Raw genomic sequence first — 21,026 nt, 5'->3', positions numbered from 1 at the left:
CCAAAGGGTCAAGCCAGCGCGCGCCCGATCAGAATCTTCTGCACCTCGGACGTGCCCTCATAGATCTGGCAGACCCGCACATCGCGGTAGATGCGCTCGACGGGGAAGTCGCTGACATAACCGTAACCGCCATGGACCTGGATCGCGTCGGAGCAGACGCGTTCGGCCATCTCGGTGGCGAAGAGCTTGGCCATCGCCGCTTCTTTCAAGCAGGGCTTGCCGGCATCCTTGAGGCTGGCGGCGTGGTGGATCAACTGCCTTGCGGCTTCGATCTGTGTGGCCATATCGGCCAGCTTGAAGTTGATCGCCTGGTGATTGAAGATGGGCTGGCCAAAGGATTCGCGCTGCTTGGCATAGCTCAGCGCCGCCTCGAAGGCGGCGCGCGCCATGCCGACCGCCTGCGATGCGATGCCGATGCGGCCGCCTTCCAAACCGGCCAAGGCGATCTTGAGGCCCTGGCCTTCTTCGCCCAGACGATTGGCAACGGGAACGCGGCAGTTCTCGAAACGGATCTGCGCCGTGTCGCTGGCATGCTGGCCCATCTTGTCTTCGACCCGGTCGACTTCGTAGCCGGGCGTGTTGGTCGGCACCAGGAAGGCGCTGATACCTTTCTTGCCGGCGGCTTTGTCGGTGACCGCCATCACAATGGCCACGTCGCCGTTCTTGCCGCTGGTGATGAATTGTTTGACGCCGTTGAGCACATACTCGCCGCCGTCCAGCACGGCCGTGGTGCGCAGGCCGCCGGCCTCGGAGCCGACATGCGGCTCGGTCAGGCAGAAAGCGCCGAGCATGTCGCCGCGCGCCAGCGGCTTCAGAAAACGCTGCTTTTGATCTTCATTGCCGAAGCCCATCAGGATCGAACAACATGGGCAGTTATTCACACTGACCACAGTCGAGGTCGCGCCATCGCCGGCGGCGATTTCTTCCAGGATGACGCTCAGCGCCAGATAGTCCAGGCCGGCGCCGTCGTACTCGGTCGGCACGGCCACGCCGTAGCAGCCGAGTTCGGCCAAACCCTGCAACTCAGCGGCAGGAAAGTGATGGGTCTTGTCCCACTGCGCGGCCTTGGGAGCAATCTCGGCCTGCACATAGGCGCGCACCGCGTCTTGGACGGCCAGATGGTCTTCGCTAAGCAACATATTGATTTTGTCTCGTCACCAGGCCAGGGGCTGGCCGTCGTAATTGAAAAAGCTGCCGTTGTCGGCCGGCTTCAAGCCGGCCAGCACGGCCCGCATGCCGGCCACACTGGTTTGCACATCAATGTCGGCGCCTTCGCCGCCCATCTCGGTGCGCACCCAGCCGGGGTGAAAACTGATGCAGATGGCGCGCTCACGCAAGGCAATCGACGCATCTTTGAGCACCGAGTTGACGGCCGCCTTGGAGGCGCGGTAGAGCCAGCCGCTGCTGTTCTCGCGCAAGGCAAGCGAGCCCATGCGCGAGGACAGCAGGCCTAGCTTTGCACCCGGCGCCAAGGCGTCCACCAGCTGCGGCAAGACCCGCATAGGCCCCAGCACATTGGCATGCATGACGGCATCGAAATCGGCCTCGGTGGGCGTTTGCAGGCCGGCGCTGCGCGGGCCGAAGACGCCGGCCACGAACAGCACTTGATCGAATTGGTAGCCATCGATCTGCCAGGCCAGACCGGACGCGCTGGCCGTGTCGGCCACATCCAGCTTGATCGCGGTCGCGCCCTCGGCCTGCAACAAGGCCAAACCGGCCTCGCTGCGCGCCGTGCCGACGACCTTGTCACCAGCGGCGCGGCATTGGCGCACAAACTCCAGGCCGATGCCGCGCGAGGCGCCGATGATCAGGGTCTGCGCCATCAGATCAGCTCAACGCCCATCGCAGTCGCCTCGCCGCCGCCAATGCACAGCGCGGCCACGCCGCGCTTCAGGCCGCGATGCTTCAAGGCGCCGATCAGGGTCACCAGAATGCGGGCACCGGAGGCGCCAATTGGGTGGCCCAAGGCGACCGCGCCGCCGTTGACGTTGACGATTTCATGCGGCAGTTTGAACTCGGCCATTGCCGCCATCGTGACGGCCGCGAAGGCTTCGTTGACTTCCCACAGATCGACGCTCTTGGCATCCCAGCCGTTCTTGGCCAAGAGCTTTTGAATCGCGCCGACCGGGGCGGTGGTGAACCACTCCGGCGCGTTCGCGTGCACGGCATGGCCGACGATGCGGGCGACCGGCTTCAGACCCAACTTCGCAGCATGGCTCTCGCGCATCAAGACCATGGCGGCGGCGCCGTCGGAGATGCTGGACGAAGTGGCGGCGGTGATGGTGCCGTCCTTGACGAAGGCGGCTTTAAGGCCGGCGATCTTGTCCAGCTTGGCTTTGAAGGGCTGCTCATCGCGGCTGAAGACGGTGTCGCCAGCACGGCCGCTGACCGTGACCGGCGCCATTTCCCAGGCGAAGCTGCCGTCCTCGTTGGCACGTTTGGCCCGCTCGGTCGATGCGACCGCAAAGGCGTCCTGCGCCTCACGTGTGAAGCCGTACTTGGCCACGCATTGTTCGGCAAACACGCCCATCGCCTTGCCGCGCTGGTAAGCGTCTTCCAGGCCGTCCAGGGCCATATGGTCGAACATTTGCGCAGCGCCGTACTTGACGCCTTTGCGGGCGAACATCAGGTGCGGGGCATTGGTCATCGACTCCATGCCGCCGGCGATCAAGATGTCGGCGCTCTCGGCCTTCAGCGTGTCATGCGCGAACATGGTGGCGCGCATGCCGGCACCACACATCTTGCTTAAGGTCACTGCACCAACCGACTGCGGCAGGCCGGCCTTCAGCACCGCTTGGCGCGCCGGGGCCTGGCCTTGACCGGCCATCAGGCAGTTGCCGATGAAGGCTTCTTGAATCGCGTCGCCGGGGACGCCGGCACGCTCTACTGCCGCCTTGATAGCTACGGCTGCCAACTCCCAGGCCTGCAGGCCGGCGAAGTCGCCCAACAAGCCGCCGATGGGGGTGCGGGCGGCGGAAACGATGACGATGGAATCAGACATGGGAATGCTCCTGGTTTATTGAACGGGAAGATCGTGATGGCTTGCTGCGATCAGCGCTGCACCATCGACATGGGGATGCTTGTTCTGACCCGCCGTGTAGGCAAAGCGTTTGTGCGGGTCATAGGGGAAGACATCGTGCACATGGCCGGCCTGAATGCGCAGCTTGTGTTGCTGCCAATAGTCGGCGTCGAGCAGATCGGCATGGTGGCGCATGAACAGCTCGCGCACACCGGGGTGGCCGAGCAAGAAGGGGCCGAAGGTCTCGGGAAAAACATCGCGCGGGCCGACCCGGTACCAAATCTCGCCCGACATTTCTTCTTCCTCATTGCGCGGCTGCGGCACATGGCGGAAGTTGCAATCGGTCATGTATTCGATTTCGTCGTAGTCGTAGAACACGACTTTGCCGTGACGCGTGACGCCGAAGTTCTTCCACAACATATCGCCGGGGAAGATATTGGCCGCGAGCAGGTCTTTGATCGCGTTGCCATACTCCAGCACCGCATGCTCCATCTGCGCCGGTGTGGCTTCCTGCAGATAGATATTGAGCGGCACCATACGGCGCTCGATATAGACATGCTTCAAGACCAGATCGTCGCCCTTGATCTCCAGCAGGCTGGGACAAAAATGCTTCAACTCCGCCACCAACTCATCCTCGAAACGGTGGCGAGGGAATGCGACGTTACTGTATTCCAGCGTGTCCGCCATGCGGCCAACCCGGTCATGCTGTTTGACCAGCAAATACTTGCTCTGGATCAGCTCGCGAGTGGTTTCTTTTTGCGCCGGGAAGAAGTCCTTGATCAGCTTGAAGACGAAGGGGTAAGACGGCAAGTCGAACACCAGCATCACCATGCCCTTGATGCCGGGTGCGATGCGAAACTTGTCGGAGGAATGGCGCAGGTGATAGAGGAAGTCGCGATAGAACAGGTTCTTGCCATGCTTTTGCAGGCCGATGGCGCTGTAGATTTCGGCGCGCGGTTTGCGCGGCATCATCGAACGCAGAAAAGCTACAAAAGCACTGGGCACCTCCATATCGACCATGAAGTAGGCGCGCGCGAAGCTGAACAACATCAGCAAATCGTCTTCACCAAACAGCATCGCATCGATATAGAGCAAGGCTGGGCCCTGCTTGCCTGGGGCTTCTCTATGCAAAATGGGCAGCGCGAACGGTGTCTCGGTAAAGCCGTTGATGATCTTGCCGACCAGGTAGGCACCCTTGTTGCGATAAAACAGGCTGGACAAGACCTGGATCTGAAAATTGGTGCGCCAGCGGAAGTTGCCCAACTCCTTGCGCACCGCGCTCAGCACCCAATCCACATCGCGCCCCAGGTCCTCGAACTCCAGGTCGAGCTGGAAGTTCGTGACCACGCGGCGCATGGTCTCGCGCAAATTGGCGGGCGTCGGGTAGTAAGCCCGGTAGGTTGGCTTGGCGGCCGGCTCTTCGTTTTCGATGTATTCGGTCGAGACGGCGGGTCGCACAAAGATGAAGTCGTTGTGGAAGTAGCCGTGGTGCAGCACGCGCGTGCAGACCGAATTGAAGAAGGTCTCGGCCAGCTCGGGCTGGTGGTGGTCGATCAGCAAGCCGATGTAATGCAGCTTGACCTGCTGCCAGACGTCCATCGGCAAACTGCTGGTCTGGAAGCGCTGCTCCAGCATCGCGATCGCCTCATCGACCCGGGCGTCATAGAACTCGATACGCTCGCGCTGAGCACGCTGCTGGCCGTGCCAGTCCGCCCGCTCGAAGCGGCCCTTGGCCGCGGCCGAAGTAGCGCGAAACAGGCCGTAATGCCGATTAAAGCCGCCCAACATCGCCTGCGCAATTTCGAACGCTCGGGAGTCGGTCAGCTTTTGCGGGAACATTGGCGGCCTCGGCGTTGAGTCAGTCGGCCGACTGTAGCCGCTGCCTGTCATAGCGCAGCTTGACCGCGCTCAAGGCGCGTGAAAAAGCCGGGCCGACCTGCTCGGCCGAAGCCGCCGTGATGCGCAGATCCTCCAGCAAACCGTTGTGCAGGCCATAAACCCAGCCATGCACGACGATTTCCTGACCGCGCGCCCAGGCGTCTTGCACCACGGTGGTCTGGCAGGCATTGCGAGCCTGCTCCAGCACGTTGAGCTCGCACAAGGCGTCTACGCGCTGAGCCGCTGGCACCGTGTCCAGCCATTCCTGATGGTGGTTGCGCACATCCTGCACATGACGTAACCAGTTATCGGCGAGGCCGGTGCGGGTGTCGTTCAAAGCAGCCTTGACGCCACCGCAGCCGGAATGCCCAACCACGATCACATGTTTGACCTTCAAGGCATCAACCGCGAACTGCATCACCGACAGGCAATTCAGATCCGAGTGCACGACCACATTGGCCACATTGCGGTGCACGAACAACTCGCCCGGCAAGAGATTGACCAGCTCGTTGGCCGGCACGCGGCTGTCGGCGCAGCCAATCCACAGATATTGCGGGGTTTGCTGCTTCAGCAGGCGTGAGAAAAAGCCGGGCTCCCGCGTTTCGGTCTCGGCCGCCCAATGCTTGTTGCTGTCCAGCAGTTCTTTGAGTTCAGTAGTCATGTGGACATTGTCACGGCGCCGGATGACACCGGACTTGCGGGATTGCGGTAGCTGGCCCAGACAACGCGGTCGATCAGGCGGCCTGCCTTGAAGGCACTTTGCGGCAGGCGGGCCTCGAGTTGATAGCCGGCTTTTCGAGCCACTGCCTGCGAAGCTTCATTCCAGGCAAAGATGCCTGCACAGAGCCGGCTCAATTCAGGCTGATGCGCCCAAGCCCATTCGGTCACCAGGCCTAGCGCTTCACTGCTGATGCCTCTGCGCCAGAAGGCTTGGCCAATCCAGTAACCTATCTCGGCGTTGCAGCGCAGCCAACCGGCCTGAGCCTGAAAACCGACGCAACCGATGATCTGTTCGTCGACCTCAATGCCCCAGACATGCCCACCATCACGCCAACCGCCACTGCACCAGGCCTCGGCATCGCCCTGTAAATAGGGGTGAGGAAAGCCTTCAAACATATTGCGCCAGACCGCCTCGTCATCGGCATGCCTTTGCAGCGAGCCGGCATCAAACGGCCGCAACTCGCGCAAACGACAACGCTGGCCTTGCAGCGTCGGGATCTGAACCGCTGCCTCGACCAATTACATGGTCTCCGCAAACAGTTCCCGGCCAATCAGCATGCGGCGGATCTCGCTGGTGCCCGCTCCGATCTCATACAGCTTGGCATCACGCCACAAGCGGCCGAGCGGGTACTCATTGATATAGCCGTTGCCGCCGAAGATCTGTACGCCTTCGCCGGCCATCCAGGTGGCCTTCTCTGCCGTCCACAGAATCACCGAGGCGCAGTCCTTGCGCACCTGGCGCACATGCTCGGCGCCGAGCAAATCCAAGTTTTTGGCGACGGTATAAGCAAACGAGCGGCCGGCCTGCAAGACCGTGTACATGTCCGCGACCTTGCCCTGGATCAGCTGAAATTCGCCGATGCTTTGGCCGAATTGCTTGCGGTCGTGGATATAGGGGATCACGTTGTCCATCACGCTTTGCATGATGCCCAGCGGGCCGCCGGTCAGCACCGCGCGCTCGTAGTCCAGACCCGACATCAAGACCTTGGCGCCGCCGTTGAGCGTACCCAGCACGTTCTCGGCCGGGACTTCAACATCTCTAAACACCAACTCGCCTGTGTGGCTGCCGCGCATGCCCAGCTTGTCGAGCTTTTGCGCAACGCTGAAACCCGGCATCCCCTTCTCGATCAAGAAGGCGGTCACGCCGCGCGCGCCCAACTCGGGCTCAGACTTGGCGTAAACGACCAAGGTATCGGCGTCGGGCCCGTTGGTGATCCACATCTTGCTGCCGTTGAGCAGGAAGTAGCCGCCCTTGTCTTCGGCGCGCAGCTTCATGCTCAGCACGTCAGAGCCAGCCCCCGGCTCGCTCATCGCCAGCGCGCCCACATGCTCGCCGCTGATCAGCTTGGGCAGGTATTTGGCTTTTTGCGCCGCATTGCCATTGCGCTTGATCTGGTTCACGCACAGATTGCTGTGCGCGCCGTAGCTCAGGCCGACCGAGGCGGAAGCCCGGCTGATTTCTTCCATCGCGATCATGTGGGCCAGATAGCCCATATTGGCGCCGCCATATTCCTCGCCGACGGTAATGCCCAGCACGCCCAGATCACCCATCTTGCGCCACAGGTCCATGGGGAACTGGTCGGAGTGATCGATCTCGGCCGCACGCGGCGCGATCTCGGCTTGCGCAAAGTCACGCACGGCATCGCGCAGCGCGTCGATGTCTTCACCAAGTTGGAAATTCAGGCCGGGCAAGTTCATATCGTCTCCAAGATTGTTGGGCGCCGGCCATCGTAAGGCCGTACGCGCGCTTTTTTGGTTGACGCTTACGTAAACGTCAACTTGCAAATTCTAGTTCAATGCCAGGCCAGCAGCAGCTGCCGAATCAGCGGATGGGCCACCTTCTTGTCCGCGCCGATTGCGTAAAAGCTCTCCTGCACGCCCTCGCAATCGCCGACGCGGCGCAAGTCATAGCGGGAGATCAGCTTGTCTTGCACCAGCTCGGTGGCCGGAAACACGCCCATGCCGCCGCCGCCAAACGTCGCCAGCAAGGCGCTGTCCTCGAACTCACCGACGATGCGCGGCTGCACGCCCACGCGCTCGAACCATTGGTCAATGCGTGCACGCACCGCCGAATGCGTGGTCGGCAGCAAGACCGGCACCTTGGCCAGCGAACGCGGGAAGTCGAGCAAGGCCTGCTCATAAAAGGCCTCGGGCGCATACCAGGCCATTGGCGACTCGCCGAGTGAATGGCTGTAAACCTTCAGATTCGGATTGGGCGGCGCCGGCCGGTCGGCCAGCACGACATCCAGGCGGTGCAGCGCCAATTCGCTCAGCAGGCCCTCGAACTGGTCTTCATGGCAGAGCAGGCGCAGGCCCGGCTCGTCCATCACCGGTAGCAGCAGACGCCGCACCGCCAGCTTGGGCAGGCCATTGGAGATGCCCACCGCCAAGCGCACGGTCGGCGTGCTGGCCGCGTCGCGTACCAGCGCGGGTAGTTGCTCACCCAACTGAAAGATTTGGTCGGCCTGCTGCAGCGCCACCTGCCCCGCCTCGGTCAGCACCAAGCCGCGCCCAGCCGGCTTCAGCAAGGCATAGCCCAGCGCGCGTTCCAGCTCCCGCACCTGCGTGCTGACGGTCTGCACGGCCATACCCAACCGGTCGGCCGCGCGTGACACGCCGCCCTCCTTGGCCACCACCCAAAAATAATAGAGATGCTTGTAGCTGTAGCTCAGACTCATCGCTTGGCCCTGCCATTCATCATGTTAAACAGAAGTATTGTTGCGCGATTATCTGCTTTTTCATTTGTCAGCGGCAACCTATTCTTCGTTCACCTTCAAGCCCATAGGAGTTCCGATATGCAAGTCCATTTCGAATCCAAAGACGCAGACGCGCTGGCACTGCGCGAGGTCGCCACCGAGCGGCTGCGCTTTGCCATGCGCCGTGTCGCCTTGAACGTACCCCTTGCCCGCGTCCAAATGAGTGATGTCAACGGCCCGCGCGGCGGCATCGACAAGCGCTGCACCCTGGAGTTGCGCACGCATGGCGCCGGCACGCTGGTGATCGTCGCCACGGCAAAAGCCTGGCGCGCCGCTTTCGAGGCCGCCCTGACGCGCGCCGCACATGCCTTGGTGAAGGCCTGGCAGCGCGGCCGCAGCCACCCGCGTGGCGACAAGCGGCTGCAGTTCGTGGTCGCCGCATCCAGCGAGCGCTGATCCGATCAACCCTCTTCAAGCGAAAGAACACCCCATCATGGAAACCGCCACCAAAACCTACGCTAGCCCTGCCGTCATTGACAGCATCGAACAACACAGCGGCAGCCGAGACCAATCCGCCGTCAGCAGCCCGGCCACCGCCCGAGTCTTGCGCAATACCTACGCCCTGCTGTCGATGACGCTGCTGTTCAGCGCCGCCGTCGCTGCCGCAGGGGTCGCCATGAAGCTGCCGGCGCCCGGCCTGATCTTGACGCTAGGCGCCACTTTCGGCCTGCTGTTTGCCATCCACAAGCTGCAAAACAGCGGCTGGGCCATCCCGGCCGTGTTTGCCCTGACCGGCTTTATGGGCTATAGCCTGGGCCCGGTGTTGGCCAAGTCGCTGGCCTTGCCGGGTGGCGCGCAGACCATCATGTTGGCCCTGGCCGCCACCGGCGCCACCTTCTTGGCCCTGTCGTCCTATGTGCTGACCACCAAGAAGGACTTTTCCTTCATGGGCGGCTTCCTGTTCGCCGGCATGGTGATCGCGCTGTTGGCTGGCTTGGGCGCCGTGTTCTTGCAGATCCCGGCTTTGGGCCTGGCGGTGTCGGCGATGGTCGCTTTGTTGTCGGCCGGCTTGATCTTGTTTGAGACCAGCCGCATCGTCAATGGCGGCGAGACCAACTATGTGCTCGCCACCGTCGGCCTGTTCGTGTCCATCTTCAATCTGTTCACCAGCCTCTTGAGCCTGTTCGGCTTCGGTGGCTCAGACGAGTAATCAAATCAAATGAACGTACTTGCTATTGCCATCGCACTGTTAGCGGCCAGCGTCCTCTATGTGGCCTATATCGAGTTCAAGGCCAAGAACCACCGCGATGGCCGCCTCTTGGCCGGCATTGGTGCCTCCAGTGCCATTGCCGGCGCCGGCCTCTTTTTGCTCTAAACACTGTCCAAAAGTTTTACCCATGCGTCACTACCCCCGCAACAGCCCCGAAGCCGCTGCCCGCATCTTGTCGCTGGCGGCACTTGCCGACGGCAGCCTCTCGATGCTTGAACTCGAAGCCTTGGAAGAGGCGAATGCCTATGCGCAGCTCGGTCTGCACCGCCTGCAAATGCAAGAGGTGATGCGGGCGCTTTGCCATGATTTGCTGAATCAGGCCGAGCTCACCGAAGCCGGCGTCTGCCGCGTCGCGCCGGCCGCGATGTCAGCCCTGATGGCCGAAGTCGACGACCCACAGTTGCGCATGACGCTGCTGCAGCTTTGCGTGACCGTGATCGAGGCCGACCAGCACATCGACGCGGGCGAATCCTTGCTGCTGTTGACCGCGCTGGAACAATGGGATCTGCACCACGTGCTGCAACCGCAAGCACTGCCGAGAGACAGCGGCCTCACGCTGGCACCCCAAGCCGCGATGCACTGAGGCCGGCTAGGCCACGCAATGACCATAGCCTTGTCAGAGCGCCTGCGCCAGGCGGCCGCCGACCTGCCTGCAGAGGGTACCAGCCTGCAGCATCTGGCCGCTGCCCATGGGCCGGCCGCGCAGGGCACCTTGTTGATCCTTTTGGCCGCGCCCTGCCTGATGCCCTTGCCGGGCGTTGGCTCAGTGCTGGGCTTTGGCCTGCTGGCCATGGCTATGGCTTTTTGGCGCGGCGCTTCGGCAGCGTCTGCCGCTCTGCCTCAAAGAGTCGGTGAGTTCGGCCTGTCCAGGCTTTGGGCCACCCGCGTGCTGCACATGCTGGCACGCTTTTATGCGCACTCGGGCCGCTTGACCCGGCAGCGCCTAACGCATCTGACCGACGGCGCGCTAGAACGCTGCTTGAGCGCCAAGGTTGGCTTAATGGCGGCCCTGATCATCTTGCCCATCCCGATGGGCAATTTGTTTCCGGCGCTGGCCTTGATGTTGCTCGGCGTGGGCCTGGTGGCCCGCGACGGTTTGGCCGTCCTGGCCGGCGCCGCCATGGCCGCCCTGGCCTTGCTGTTCAGCCTCGCCGTCGCAGCCGCCACCTGGTTTTGGGGCCTTGAAGCGCTGGCGCTCGCGCAGCAAATACCCTCATGGATCGCGCGTCAACTCTAGTTAAAGGACAATGCTGGCCTGCATCAACAATAGAAAAATTCAACCATGCAGAGCTTCCTGGATCCAGCCATCCTTTTTTTCGTGTTCGGCATCATTGCCGGCACACTCAGATCCAATCTCGAGATACCGCCGCAGATATCAAAGTTCCTATCGCTTTATCTGCTGATGGCCCTGGGCCTGAAAGGTGGCTTTGCCCTCGCTAAATCCGGCCTGACGCACGAAGTCAGCGTCAGCCTGGGCTTGGCCTTGCTGATGGCGGTGTTGGTGCCGGCGATGGGCTACTGGGTCTTGCGCCGCTTCCTCTCCGGCTTTGACGCAGCGGCCATTGCGGCCACCTATGGCTCGGTCAGCGCGGTGACTTTCATCACCGCCGTGCAATACCTGGACACGCATGAAATCGCCTTCGGCGGTCATATGGCTGCGGCCATGGCGCTGATGGAGTCGCCCGCCATCATCATGGCCGTGTTGCTGGCCAATCTGGTGCGGCGCAAACAGGGCAGTACGGCAGCAACCCAGAACCCCGGACCTTTATCCAAGGTGCTGCACGAAGCCCTCACCGACGGCGCGCAGCTGCTCCTGATCGGCGCGATGGTGGTGGGCATCTTGAGCGGCGTGTCGGGCCAAGCCGCGATGAAGCCCTTTGCCGGCGACTTGTTCAAAGGCATGTTGGCCTTCTTTTTGCTAGACATGGGCCTGCTGGCGGCGCGCAATATGGGTGGGCTCAAACGCCAGCCACCGCTGCTGATTGCTTATGCCCTGGGTGCGCCGCTGGTGCATGCGAGCATCGCATTAGGGCTGAGCCTGGTCTTCGGCTTGTCGCAAGGCAATGCGGCGCTGCTGATGGTGTTGGCGGCCAGCGCCTCCTATATCGCCGTGCCCGCCGTGATCCGCCACGCCATCCCGGAAGCCAACCCAAGCCTTTATTTCGGCATGTCGCTGGGGCTGACTTTCCCCTTCAACATCTTGTTGGGTATCCCGCTTTACGTCGGCGTGGCACAGCGCGTGATTCCCGCTTGATCAGAGAAAGCGCTCCAAGAACTTGCGCGAAGCCCGGTCGAGCGCGAAGCGATCCTGAATCATCAGTTGCAGGCCATGGCTGCTGGCGATCAACAAGCGGCCATCGGGCAAGCGGCGAATGTCTTCTTCGGTCTTCAAGATGAAGACCGTTTCGCCGCGGTCGGTCGCTACCGTCCATTGGCTGGGCGTGGAGAAGGTGGACACCGCTGTGATGTGCTGAATCGTCGGCATGAAATCGCGACTCGCCAACTCGGCCGTCAACAACTCGCGCTGGGCCACAGGCAAGGCTGCCAGGTCTTCGATCCAGGCCAATTCATGGCCATCGCTGCCGATCAAGGACACGCCCTCATCCGGCGCCGAAATCGGATGAGCCCGCACGACGCTGATGTCGGCATGCTCACGGCCCTGCGCATCGGTCAGCAAAAGGCGGCCAAAGGCGTTGCGTGACAGGTTCAGATTGCTGCTCATGGTCTTCTCGCTCGTCCTCATTGCTGCGCCGTGTGTGCATTCAAATTCGGCGGCAGCATCGGCAGCACTTGCTCACCGTCGGCGTCCACCCTGCGCACCTGCGCCTCATACAAGCGCCAGTAAGCGCCGCGCTTTTCCATCAAAACGTCGTGCGGGCCTTCTTCGACCACCTGCCCGCGATCCATCACCACCAGCCGGTCGGCCTTGCGCAGCGTCGACAAACGGTGGGCGATAGCAATCGTCGTGCGGCCCTTGACCAAGTTGTCCAGCGCCTTTTGGATTTCTTTTTCGGTCTCGGTGTCGACCGAGGACGTGGCCTCATCGAGGATCAAGATGCGCGGATCAATCAGCAAAGCGCGTGCGATCGAGATGCGCTGACGCTCGCCGCCGCTCAAGCCCTGCCCCCGCTCGCCGACCAGCGAGTCATAGCCCTGCGGCAGGCGCAAGATGAACTCATGCGCATGAGCGGCACGCGCGGCGGCGACGATTTCGGCCCGCGACGCTTCGGGCTTGCCGTAGGCGATGTTCTCGGCAATCGTGCCGAAGAACAAGAACGGCTCCTGCAGAACCAAGCCGATATGGCGACGGTAATCGGCCACGCCGATGCGGCGCAAATCAATCCCGTCAACGCGGATGCCGCCTTCGGTGACGTCGTAGAAGCGGCAAATCAGGTTGACCAGCGTGCTCTTGCCCGAACCGCTGTGGCCGACCAAGCCAATCATCTCGCCCGGCTTGATGTCCAGGGACAGGCCGCGAATCACCGCCCGGTTGCCGTAGCGGAAGCCGATGTCTTGAATCTGTATGCCGCCCTTGCAGTTGTGCAGCGGCGTCGGGTTGACCGGATCGGGCACATTCGATTGGTGATCGAGGATGTCGAAAATGCGTTTGGCGCCGGCAGCCGCTTTTTGCGTCACCGAGACGATACGGCTCATCGAATCCATGCGGCCATAAAAGCGCCCGATATAGGCAATGAAGGCGGTCAAGATACCGACCGTGATCTCCTGCTTGGACACCAGATAGATACCGAAGGCCCACACCACCAGCAGACCGAACTCGGTCAGCAGCGAGACCGTCGGGCCAAACAAGCTCCAGGTCTTGTTCAGCTTGTCATTGATCTTCAGGTTATTGGCATTGGCTTCGCGGAAACGCTGCGCCTCGCGCTTTTCTTGCGCAAAGGCCTTGACCACGCGCACGCCGGGAATGGTGTCGGCCAGCACCGAGGTGACCTCGCCCCAGACGCGGTCGATCTTCTCGAAGCCGGTGCGCAGACGGTCGCGCACCAAGTGAATCATCCAGGAAATGAACGGCAGCGGCACCAAGGTGACCAGCGCCAGCCAGGGGTTGATCGAGAACAAAATCGTCGCCGTCATCAAGAGCATCAAGACGTCGGTGATGAAGTCCAGCGCATGCAAGGACAAAAACACGCTGATGCGGTCGGTTTCGGAGCCGATGCGCGACATCAAGTCTCCCGTGCGCTTGTTGCCGAAATACTCCAGCGACAGGCTGAGCAAATGCTCGAAGGTCGCGGTGCGCAGGTCGGCGGCAATACGCTCCGAGGCCAAGGCCAAGATATAGGTCTTGGCCCAGCCCAGCAACCAAGACACCAGGGATGCGCCGAACAAGCCGCTCAGAATCAGCGCCACCAGATAGGGATCGATCTTGTGGCCGGCTTGGAAGGGGATCAAGACCTTGTCCATCAGCGGAATGCTCAGGTACGGCGCCACCAAGGTCGCGCCGGTCGAGCCGAGCATCAACAAGAAGCCAAGCAAGAGCTGACCCTGATAGGGCTTGGCAAAGCGCGCTAGGCGCAGCAACACCCAGGTCGACGGCGGCGTGTGCAGTTCGCGCGCGCAAGCCGGGCATTCCTCACTCTCCGGCGGCAGCGGGGCTTGGCAACTGGGGCAATATTCCGCTTCCTCAACTTGAGCCTGTTCTTGCACCCCGCCCGACTCGATACGCCGAGTGAATAAATCTTGCCAGCGCTGCGCCTGCAGATTCATTTGTAATGTGAAGCGCCACAGCCCCAAGCGCCGTTCGGCGTTGAGCAGCTCCAGCGAGCCGACGCCGGCATGGTCCGAGATCTGCATGCGCAAATCGGCCGTCAGCGGCCAGTCTGACCATTGGGCGCTGGCCGGGTCCCAGGCCAGCAGACGCTGCGATGTCAAGACAAGCAAACCGCGCGCGAAACGGCATTGCGAGTCCAGGTCAACCTCCAGCGGGGCCAGCACGTTCTCATGCGGCAGCAATCGCGCTTGGACTTCGGGCCATCGGGGGTGCTGCACAGACACTTCAACTGACATGTGATGACGCAATCTATTTATTGGCCGGCCACCTCAAAAGGGGTCTCCGGCAAGGTTCAAGACCGGATTTTCACTCATCGCCACCAGGGCAATGCCGAATTCATGCACATTGACGCCACGGCGCGTGCCAAGCCTTGCTCAAACGTTGCTCAAACCCTGCATTAGCGACAGCTCGGCCCTGCACCTCAAAGCCTGCCTCAAAGCCAGCCGCAAAGGGCGCACAATTGCGCCAGTTTAGAAATCCGCCTCCCTGCATCAGGCTCCCAAACAGCCCTCAACCTCCTCGTCACACATGAGCAAGAAAGAAGACATCAAGCTGCTGCGCATCAATTATTTGCGCGGCCCCAATATGTGGACCTACCGTCCTGTGCTGGAAGTCTGGCTGGATCTGGGCGAATTGGAAGACTGGCCCACCAATCTGCTGGACGGCTTCACCGACCGCATCACCAAGGCCTTGCCGGCACTGATCGAGCATCACTGCGGCGTGGGCGAGCGCGGCGGCTTTTTGCAGCGCCTGGTCGAAGGCACCTGGTGCGGCCATGTCTTGGAACACATCGTGATCGAGTTGCTGAACTTGGCCGGAATGCCGACCGGCTTCGGCCAGACCCGCTCGACCAGCCAGCGCGGCGTCTACCGCATGGTGTTCCGGGCCCGCGACGAACATGTGGCCCGCAGCGCCCTGGCCGAGGGCCACGCCTTGTTGATGGCCACCATCAATGACGAAGCCTTCGATGTCAATGCAGCCGTGGCGCGCGTGCGCGACAAACTCGACGACTGCTATCTCGGCCCCTCGACGGCCGCCATCGTCGCCGCCGCGACCGACCGTCGCATCCCGCATATCCGCCTGAACGACGGCAATCTGGTGCAACTGGGCCACGGTGCGCGCCAACGTCGCATCTGGACGGCCGAGACCGATATGACCAGCGCGATCGCCGAAGGCATTGCCGGCGACAAAGACCTGACCAAATCGCTGCTGAAGGCCGTTGGCGTGCCGGTACCCGAAGGCGTGGCCGTCAAAACCGCCGAAGCAGCCTGGGAAGCGGCCGAGGACCTCGGCCTGCCGGTCGTCGTCAAACCATCGGATGGCAACCACGGCCGCGGCGTCACGCTGGATCTGAAGACCCGCCCCGATGTGATGGCAGCTTTCGCTTTGGCCGAACAGCATGGCAGCGAGGTGCTGGTCGAGCGCTACATCCCCGGCAATGAGCATCGCCTGCTGGTGGTGGGCGGGCGGGTGGTAGCGGCCGCGCGTGGCGAGGTGGCCTATGTCACCGGTGACGGCGTGCAAACCGTCATTCAGCTGATCGATTCGCAGATCAATAACGACCCGCGCCGCGGCTTGACCGAAGAGTTCCCGCTCAACCGCATCAATGTGCTGGAAGACTCGGTGATCGCCCTCGACTTGGAGCGCCAAGGCTTGCAGATCGACGGCGTGCCGGAGGCCGGTCGCCAGGTGATGATTCAACGCAATGGCAATGTCTCGATTGACTGCACCGACGAGGTCCACCCCGATGTGGCCCATGCCGTCAGCCTGGCTGCGCGTGTGATCGGCCTGGACATCGCCGGTGTGGATCTGGTGGCAGAGAACATCGGCCGCCCTCTTGCCGAACAAGGCGGTGCGATTGTGGAGGTCAACGCCGGGCCAGGCTTGCTGATGCATCTGAAGCCCGCCGAGGGCATGCCCCAGCCGGTTGGCAAGGCCATCATCGACCACCTGTTTGCCGAAGACGAAACCGGCCGCATCCCCATCGTCGGCGTGGCCGGCTCACGCGGCACGCACACGATCGCGCGCCTGGTTGCGTGGCTGCTGCACCTGAACGGCCGCCATGTGGGCCTGGCCTGCCGCAACGGTTTGTTCCTCGGCACCCGCCGCGTGGAACGCAAGAGCAGCGTGCGTTGGGACGCTGCCCACCGTTTGCTGATGAATCGCGGCGTCGACGCGGTGGTGATTGAAAACAACGCCGAGGCGATTTTGCGTGACGGTCTGTCCTATGACCGCTGCCAAGTCGGCTTGGTCACCGATATGGGCGGCATCGAAGGCTTGGCCGAGTTCGACGTGATGAACCCGGACCAGCTCTTCAAGGTCTTGCGCACGCAAGTCGATGTGGTCTTGGGCGAAGGCGCTGCGGTGCTCAACGCGGCCGAGCCGCTGCTGGTCGAGATGAGCGATCTGTGCGACGGCGAGGTCGTGCTCTATGCCCTGGACGCCACGCTGCCGGCCCTGGCCGCGCACCGCGAACAAGGCGGGCGGGCGGTCTTTTTGCAAGGGGGCGCGGCCGTGCTGGCGCATGGCCAGTCCGAAACGGTCGGCGCCAATGTGGACGCCTTGCTGCGGCGCTTCGCAGCTGCCGACATGGAGGCTGCGGCAGAAATTGATGCCGCCACCGTGCTGGGCGCCGTCGCCACCGCCTGGGCCATGAACATCTCGCCCGAACTTATTTCAGCCGGGCTGGACACCTTTGTGCCTGAGCTCGCCGCCTGAGCACGCGCTACTCATAAACAATATTTCTTCGAGGAAGACCATCCATGGAAGTCTCTCGCACCCGCGCCCTGCGCGGCCCGAATATGTGGAGCCGCCACACCGCCATCGAAGCCGTGGTGCATTGCACACCCGCCGAGCAGTCGATCGCCGACATGCCCGACTTCGAGGCTCGCTTGCGCGCCCTTTTCCCCAGCATCGGCGCCCTGCGTCCAGCCAGCGCCACACGCACGCCAATCTCACTGGCCCATGTCTTGGAGCAGGCAACGCTAGCCCTGCAGGCCCAAGCCGGCTGCCCGGTGACCTTCAGCCAGACTCACATCACCTCGGAAGCCGGTAGCTACCAGGTGGTGGTCGAATACAGCGAAGAAGACGTCGGTCGCCTCGCGTTCAATGAGGCCTGCAAGCTGGTCGCCGCAGCCCGAGACGGTGGCACCTTCGACGCCGACGCGACCTTGGCGCAGCTGCGCGAGCTGGACGAGGATGTGCGCCTGGGCCCCTCGACCGGCTCCATCGTCAATGCCGCGCTCGCCCGCGGTGTACCCTTTCGCCGCCTGACGCAGGGCAGCCTGGTGCAGTTCGGCTGGGGCGCCAAACAGCGCCGCATCTGGGCTGCCGAAGTCGACGCGACCAGCGCCGTCAGCGAGTCGATCGCGCAGGACAAAGATCTCTCCAAGCGCCTGCTGCAATCGGCCGGCGTGCCGGTGCCGATCGGCGCGCCAGTGGATTCTGTCGATGAAGCCTGGGCCGTGGCCGAGGAAATCGGCCTGCCGGTCGTGGTCAAACCCCTCGACGGCAACCAGGGCAAGGGCGTGACGGTCAATGTCGTCACCCGCGAGCATATGGAAATTGCCTACAAGGCCGCCGAAGACATCGGCCAGGTGATGGTGGAGAAGTTCCTGCCCGGCAGCGATTACCGGCTTTTGGTGGTCGGCGACCGCTTGATCGCCGCCGCACGCCGCGACCCGCCGCATGTCATCGGCGACGGCAAGCTGACCGTCAAGCAATTGGTCGACAAGGTCAACGCCGACCCCAAACGCGGAGACGGCCACGCCACCTCGCTGACCAAGATTCGCTTCGACGATATCGCGGTGGCTCGGCTGGTGCAGCAAGACCTGACCCCCGAGTCGGTGCCGCCCAAGGGCCAGCGCGTGATCCTGCGCAATAACGCCAATCTGTCCACCGGTGGCACCGCCACCGATGTGACCGACGACGTGCACCCCGAGGTAGCGGCACGCGCAATCGCTGCGGCACAAGTGGTCGGCCTGCATGTTTGCGGCGTCGATGTGGTGGCCGAGAGCGTGCTGCGCCCGCTGGAAGAAATCAATGGCGGCGTGGTTGAAGTCAACGCCGCACCGGGGCTGCGCATGCACCTGAGCCCCAGCTATGGCAAGGGCCGCAATGTCGGCGAGGCCATCATCTCCCACCTCTATGGTCACGGCCACAAGAGTGAAGACGGCCGCATCCCGGTCGTTGCTGTGACAGGCACCAATGGCAAGACCACCACCTCGCGCCTGATCGCCCATTTGTTCGCCACCTGCGGCCTCAAGGTCGGCATGACCAATACCGATGGCGTCTATGTGGACGGCCGCCAGATCGACAGCGGCGATTGCTCGGGCCCCAAGAGCGCGCGCAATGTGCTGATGCACCCGGACGTTGAAGCTGCGGTGTTTGAGACCGCGCGCGGCGGCGTGCTGCGTGAAGGCCTGGGCTTCGATCGCTGCCAAGTGGCGGTCGTCACTAATCTGGGCGCCGGCGACCACCTCGGCATGAACTTCCTCAACACAGTGGACGAGTTGGCCCTGGTCAAGCGCGTGATCGTGCAAAACGTCGCTGCTTCGGGTTATGCGGTCTTGAACGCCGCCGACCCCGTGGTGGCCAAGATGGCCGAGGTCTGCCCGGGCCAGATCATCTTCTTTGCCTCCGACCGCCACCACCCGCTGATGGCCACCCACCGGGCGCAGGGCAAGCGCTGTGTCTATATCGACGGCGACATGCTGGTGGCCGCGCAAGGCTCATGGCGCGAGAACATTGCGCTGCGCGACATCCCCATCACCCGCAATGGCGCGATCGGCTTCCAGATCGAAAACGCGATGGCCTCGGTCGCCGCCGCCTGGGGCATTGGCCTGGACTGGGACACCGTACGCCGTGGCCTGGCCAGCTTCGCCAACGACGCCGACAACGCGCCTGGCCGCTTCAATGTGATGGACTATCGCGGTGCCACGGTGATCGCTGACTACGGCCATAACGCCGACGCCATGCGGGCGCTGGTCAGCGCCGTGGCGGCCCTGCCGGGCAAACGGCGCTCGGTCGTGATCAGCGGCGCGGGAGATAGGCGCGACGAGGACATCCGCGAGCAGACCGTTATCTTGGGCGCCGCCTTTGATGATGTGCTGTTGTTCGAAGACGCCTGCCAACGCGGCCGCTCGGACGGCGAAGTGCTGGCCCTGCTGCGCGAAGGCCTGGTGGGTGCGGAGCGCACGACCTTCATCGATGAGATCCGCGGCGAGTTTGTGGCCATCGACAAGGCCTTGGCGCGCCTGCAGCCGGGCGACTTATGCCTGGTTCTGGTCGACCAAGTCGAAGAGGCCTTGGCGCATTTGGCCAAGCGTATCGCCGAGGGTTGAGCTTGACGCTGACCCCACAAAAAAGGCGCTGAACTCAGCGCCTTTTTCTTTGTGTTGACCCGTCCTGACCGGGGTTGACACATTTGCCTTCAAGAAAGGGCATGTGTGATGGATACAGGCGTCAAGCGAACACAGCGCGACTACACGATGGCTTTTAAGCTGGCCGTGGTGGAGCAGGTCGAAAAGGGCGAACTGACTTACAAACAGGCGCAGACCCGGTATGGCATTCAAGGGTGCAGCACGGTGCTGACCTGGTTGCGCAAGCACGGTCGCCAAGGTTGGGGGCGTGCGGCATCATCGGCGGCTATGCCGATAGACAAGAACCCCAAAGCGCTCACGCCGGAGCAACAAATCAAGGCGCTGCAGGTGCAACTCGCGCAAGCACAAGAACGGGCCAAGTTCTTCGAAGCCGTCGTGGACGTGCTGAAGAAGGACTACGGCGTGCGTGTCGTAAAAAAGCCTGTGGGCAAGTCCTCGTCCAGGGGTTGAGCGTGTCGAGGGCTTGCCACTACATGGGCATCAGCCGCCAGGCGTACTACCAAGGACGCCAGAGAAATGTTGAGCGAGGGCTGCGCGCCGAGGCGGTGGTGAAGTTGGTCAATGAGCAGCGGATACGCCAGCCGCGGCTGGGCACTCGCAAGCTGCATTACTTGCTTCGCCAGCCGCTACAACAGGCAGGCATCGCCCTGGGGCGAGACGCCATGTTTGACGTGCTGCGCAACGCCAGGATGCTCGTACCGACGCGGCGGGCGTATCACAAGACCACCGACAGCCATCATCGCTTCAGGCGGCATCCAAACTTGGTTAAGGAAGGGCCCGAGCAGATCAAGGTCAAACGAAGCGAACAGCTGTGGGTCGCTGATATCACGTACTTGCCCACAGCAGACAAGTTCGTCTATTTGAGCTTGGTGACCGACGCGCACTCACGCAAGATTGTTGGCTGGCATGTGCACCCGAGCTTGCAGACCGAAGAGGTTGCCCAAGCTATGAGAATGGCATTGCGTGGCCGTCAGACCCAACAGCAGCTTGTTCATCATTCGGACCGTGGCATTCAATACTGTTCGACCTACTACCAGACGCTGCACCGCCGCCACGGTGTCAAATGCTCGATGACCGATGGCTACGACTGCTACCAGAACGCCTTGGCCGAACGGGTCAATGGCATCCTGAAGAACGAGTTGCTTCTCAATCGGCCTTTAGACCTCGCCCAAGCTCGTCGCATGGTTGCGGAGTCAGTTCAGATCTACAACTTCGAGCGACCGCATCTGTCGTTGAAAATGCAAACGCCCGATGCAGTGCACCGGGCGTCCATGGC

19 protein-coding genes are annotated in these 21,026 nt (G+C 62.5%); 9 read left to right on the top strand and 10 right to left on the bottom strand.

What is annotated here, in order from left to right:
* Positions 1-8 precede the first annotated feature (8 nt).
* From PRZ03_RS21095 to PRZ03_RS21060, 8 genes are all read right to left on the bottom strand, one after another.
* On the bottom strand, positions 9-1,139 hold the full coding sequence (locus PRZ03_RS21095; protein ID WP_273602120.1) for an acyl-CoA dehydrogenase family protein: 1,131 nt from the start codon (positions 1,137-1,139) through the stop codon (positions 9-11).
* Positions 1,140-1,154: 15 nt separating this feature from the next.
* Positions 1,155-1,823, bottom strand: coding sequence for an SDR family oxidoreductase (locus PRZ03_RS21090; protein WP_273602119.1), 669 nt, complete (start codon positions 1,821-1,823; stop codon positions 1,155-1,157).
* On the bottom strand, positions 1,823-3,001 hold the full coding sequence (locus tag PRZ03_RS21085) for an acetyl-CoA C-acyltransferase (RefSeq protein WP_273602118.1): 1,179 nt from the start codon (positions 2,999-3,001) through the stop codon (positions 1,823-1,825). The genes PRZ03_RS21090 and PRZ03_RS21085 overlap by 1 nt, the downstream gene beginning before the upstream one ends.
* 15 nt (positions 3,002-3,016) lie before the next feature.
* Positions 3,017-4,858 (bottom strand): bifunctional isocitrate dehydrogenase kinase/phosphatase, encoded by a 1,842-nt coding sequence (gene aceK, locus PRZ03_RS21080; protein ID WP_263534399.1) that lies wholly within the window; start codon positions 4,856-4,858, stop codon positions 3,017-3,019.
* Between the two features lie 19 nt (positions 4,859-4,877).
* On the bottom strand, positions 4,878-5,558 hold the full coding sequence (gene can / locus PRZ03_RS21075; protein ID WP_263534398.1) for a carbonate dehydratase: 681 nt from the start codon (positions 5,556-5,558) through the stop codon (positions 4,878-4,880).
* Positions 5,555-6,136, bottom strand: coding sequence for a GNAT family N-acetyltransferase (locus tag PRZ03_RS21070; RefSeq protein WP_273602117.1), 582 nt, complete (start codon positions 6,134-6,136; stop codon positions 5,555-5,557). The genes can and PRZ03_RS21070 overlap by 4 nt, the downstream gene beginning before the upstream one ends.
* Positions 6,137-7,315: an isovaleryl-CoA dehydrogenase gene (locus tag PRZ03_RS21065; RefSeq protein ID WP_273602116.1), complete on the bottom strand. Its 1,179-nt coding sequence runs from the start codon at positions 7,313-7,315 to the stop codon at positions 6,137-6,139.
* Positions 7,316-7,410: 95 nt separating this feature from the next.
* Positions 7,411-8,295: a LysR family transcriptional regulator gene (locus tag PRZ03_RS21060; RefSeq protein WP_263534395.1), complete on the bottom strand. Its 885-nt coding sequence runs from the start codon at positions 8,293-8,295 to the stop codon at positions 7,411-7,413.
* Between the two features lie 117 nt (positions 8,296-8,412).
* Between PRZ03_RS21060 and PRZ03_RS21055 the strand changes: the two genes are divergently transcribed.
* Genes PRZ03_RS21055 through PRZ03_RS21030 form a run of 6 tightly spaced genes read left to right on the top strand, consistent with a single transcriptional unit; the run spans position 8,413 to position 11,837 of the window.
* Positions 8,413-8,769 (top strand): HPF/RaiA family ribosome-associated protein, encoded by a 357-nt coding sequence (locus PRZ03_RS21055; protein ID WP_263534394.1) that lies wholly within the window; start codon positions 8,413-8,415, stop codon positions 8,767-8,769.
* A gap of 37 nt (positions 8,770-8,806) precedes the next feature.
* Complete coding sequence (locus PRZ03_RS21050) at positions 8,807-9,523, top strand: Bax inhibitor-1/YccA family protein (protein WP_263534393.1); 717 nt, start codon at positions 8,807-8,809, stop codon at positions 9,521-9,523.
* Positions 9,524-9,532: 9 nt separating this feature from the next.
* Positions 9,533-9,688 (top strand): hypothetical protein, encoded by a 156-nt coding sequence (locus PRZ03_RS21045; RefSeq protein WP_273602115.1) that lies wholly within the window; start codon positions 9,533-9,535, stop codon positions 9,686-9,688.
* 22 nt (positions 9,689-9,710) lie between these two features.
* The gene (locus tag PRZ03_RS21040) at positions 9,711-10,166 is read left to right on the top strand and encodes a TerB family tellurite resistance protein (RefSeq protein ID WP_273602114.1); all 456 of its coding nucleotides are present in this window, start codon (positions 9,711-9,713) and stop codon (positions 10,164-10,166) included.
* Positions 10,167-10,184: 18 nt separating this feature from the next.
* Entirely contained in the window at positions 10,185-10,820 is a 636-nt protein-coding gene (locus PRZ03_RS21035; RefSeq protein WP_273602113.1) for an exopolysaccharide biosynthesis protein, read from the top strand.
* 45 nt (positions 10,821-10,865) lie between these two features.
* The gene (locus tag PRZ03_RS21030) at positions 10,866-11,837 is read left to right on the top strand and encodes a sodium-dependent bicarbonate transport family permease (protein WP_263534389.1); all 972 of its coding nucleotides are present in this window, start codon (positions 10,866-10,868) and stop codon (positions 11,835-11,837) included.
* Here the strand turns inward: PRZ03_RS21030 and PRZ03_RS21025 are convergent, their stop codons facing one another.
* Complete coding sequence (locus tag PRZ03_RS21025; protein WP_263534386.1) at positions 11,838-12,305, bottom strand: cyanophycin metabolism-associated DUF1854 family protein; 468 nt, start codon at positions 12,303-12,305, stop codon at positions 11,838-11,840.
* Positions 12,306-12,322: 17 nt separating this feature from the next.
* The gene (locus PRZ03_RS21020) at positions 12,323-14,617 is read right to left on the bottom strand and encodes a cyanophycin metabolism-associated ABC transporter (protein ID WP_458296234.1); all 2,295 of its coding nucleotides are present in this window, start codon (positions 14,615-14,617) and stop codon (positions 12,323-12,325) included.
* A 280-nt stretch (positions 14,618-14,897) separates the two neighbouring features.
* Between PRZ03_RS21020 and PRZ03_RS21015 the strand changes: the two genes are divergently transcribed.
* The 3 genes from PRZ03_RS21015 to PRZ03_RS21005 form a co-directional block, all read left to right on the top strand.
* Complete coding sequence (locus PRZ03_RS21015) at positions 14,898-17,087, top strand: cyanophycin synthetase (protein WP_273602112.1); 2,190 nt, start codon at positions 14,898-14,900, stop codon at positions 17,085-17,087.
* Positions 17,088-17,131: 44 nt separating this feature from the next.
* Positions 17,132-19,711, top strand: coding sequence for a cyanophycin synthetase (gene cphA / locus PRZ03_RS21010; protein ID WP_263534383.1), 2,580 nt, complete (start codon positions 17,132-17,134; stop codon positions 19,709-19,711).
* A 108-nt stretch (positions 19,712-19,819) separates the two neighbouring features.
* Positions 19,820-21,026, top strand: a protein-coding gene (locus PRZ03_RS21005) for an IS3 family transposase (protein ID WP_273602111.1) whose coding sequence is annotated in 2 segments (ribosomal slippage) — positions 19,820-20,161 and positions 20,164-21,026 — 1,205 coding nt annotated over the 2 segments. Because the reading frame shifts where the segments join, the coding sequence is not laid out codon by codon here. This gene is flagged as partial in the annotation.

It is taken from the genome of Roseateles albus, assembly GCF_028595345.1.
GTDB lineage: Bacteria > Pseudomonadota > Gammaproteobacteria > Burkholderiales > Burkholderiaceae_C > Paucibacter_A > Paucibacter_A albus.
This window is presented reverse-complemented; position numbering and strand designations above follow the sequence as displayed.

Excerpts from the sequence above, each read along its gene's own strand:
- PRZ03_RS21065 (WP_273602116.1), bottom strand. The coding sequence starts at position 7,315 with ATGAACTTGCCCGGCCTGAATTTCCAACTTGGTGAAGACATCGACGCG.
- PRZ03_RS21055 (WP_263534394.1), top strand. The coding sequence starts at position 8,413 with ATGCAAGTCCATTTCGAATCCAAAGACGCAGACGCGCTGGCACTGCGC.
- PRZ03_RS21040 (WP_273602114.1), top strand. The coding sequence starts at position 9,711 with ATGCGTCACTACCCCCGCAACAGCCCCGAAGCCGCTGCCCGCATCTTG.
- PRZ03_RS21015 (WP_273602112.1), top strand. The coding sequence starts at position 14,898 with ATGAGCAAGAAAGAAGACATCAAGCTGCTGCGCATCAATTATTTGCGC.
- PRZ03_RS21045 (WP_273602115.1), top strand. The coding sequence starts at position 9,533 with ATGAACGTACTTGCTATTGCCATCGCACTGTTAGCGGCCAGCGTCCTC.
- can (WP_263534398.1), bottom strand. The coding sequence starts at position 5,558 with ATGACTACTGAACTCAAAGAACTGCTGGACAGCAACAAGCATTGGGCG.
- PRZ03_RS21030 (WP_263534389.1), top strand. The coding sequence starts at position 10,866 with ATGCAGAGCTTCCTGGATCCAGCCATCCTTTTTTTCGTGTTCGGCATC.
- PRZ03_RS21025 (WP_263534386.1), bottom strand. The coding sequence starts at position 12,305 with ATGAGCAGCAATCTGAACCTGTCACGCAACGCCTTTGGCCGCCTTTTG.
- PRZ03_RS21060 (WP_263534395.1), bottom strand. The coding sequence starts at position 8,295 with ATGAGTCTGAGCTACAGCTACAAGCATCTCTATTATTTTTGGGTGGTG.
- PRZ03_RS21095 (WP_273602120.1), bottom strand. The coding sequence starts at position 1,139 with ATGTTGCTTAGCGAAGACCATCTGGCCGTCCAAGACGCGGTGCGCGCC.
- PRZ03_RS21050 (WP_263534393.1), top strand. The coding sequence starts at position 8,807 with ATGGAAACCGCCACCAAAACCTACGCTAGCCCTGCCGTCATTGACAGC.
- aceK (WP_263534399.1), bottom strand. The coding sequence starts at position 4,858 with ATGTTCCCGCAAAAGCTGACCGACTCCCGAGCGTTCGAAATTGCGCAG.
- cphA (WP_263534383.1), top strand. The coding sequence starts at position 17,132 with ATGGAAGTCTCTCGCACCCGCGCCCTGCGCGGCCCGAATATGTGGAGC.
- PRZ03_RS21090 (WP_273602119.1), bottom strand. The coding sequence starts at position 1,823 with ATGGCGCAGACCCTGATCATCGGCGCCTCGCGCGGCATCGGCCTGGAG.
- PRZ03_RS21035 (WP_273602113.1), top strand. The coding sequence starts at position 10,185 with ATGACCATAGCCTTGTCAGAGCGCCTGCGCCAGGCGGCCGCCGACCTG.
- PRZ03_RS21085 (WP_273602118.1), bottom strand. The coding sequence starts at position 3,001 with ATGTCTGATTCCATCGTCATCGTTTCCGCCGCCCGCACCCCCATCGGC.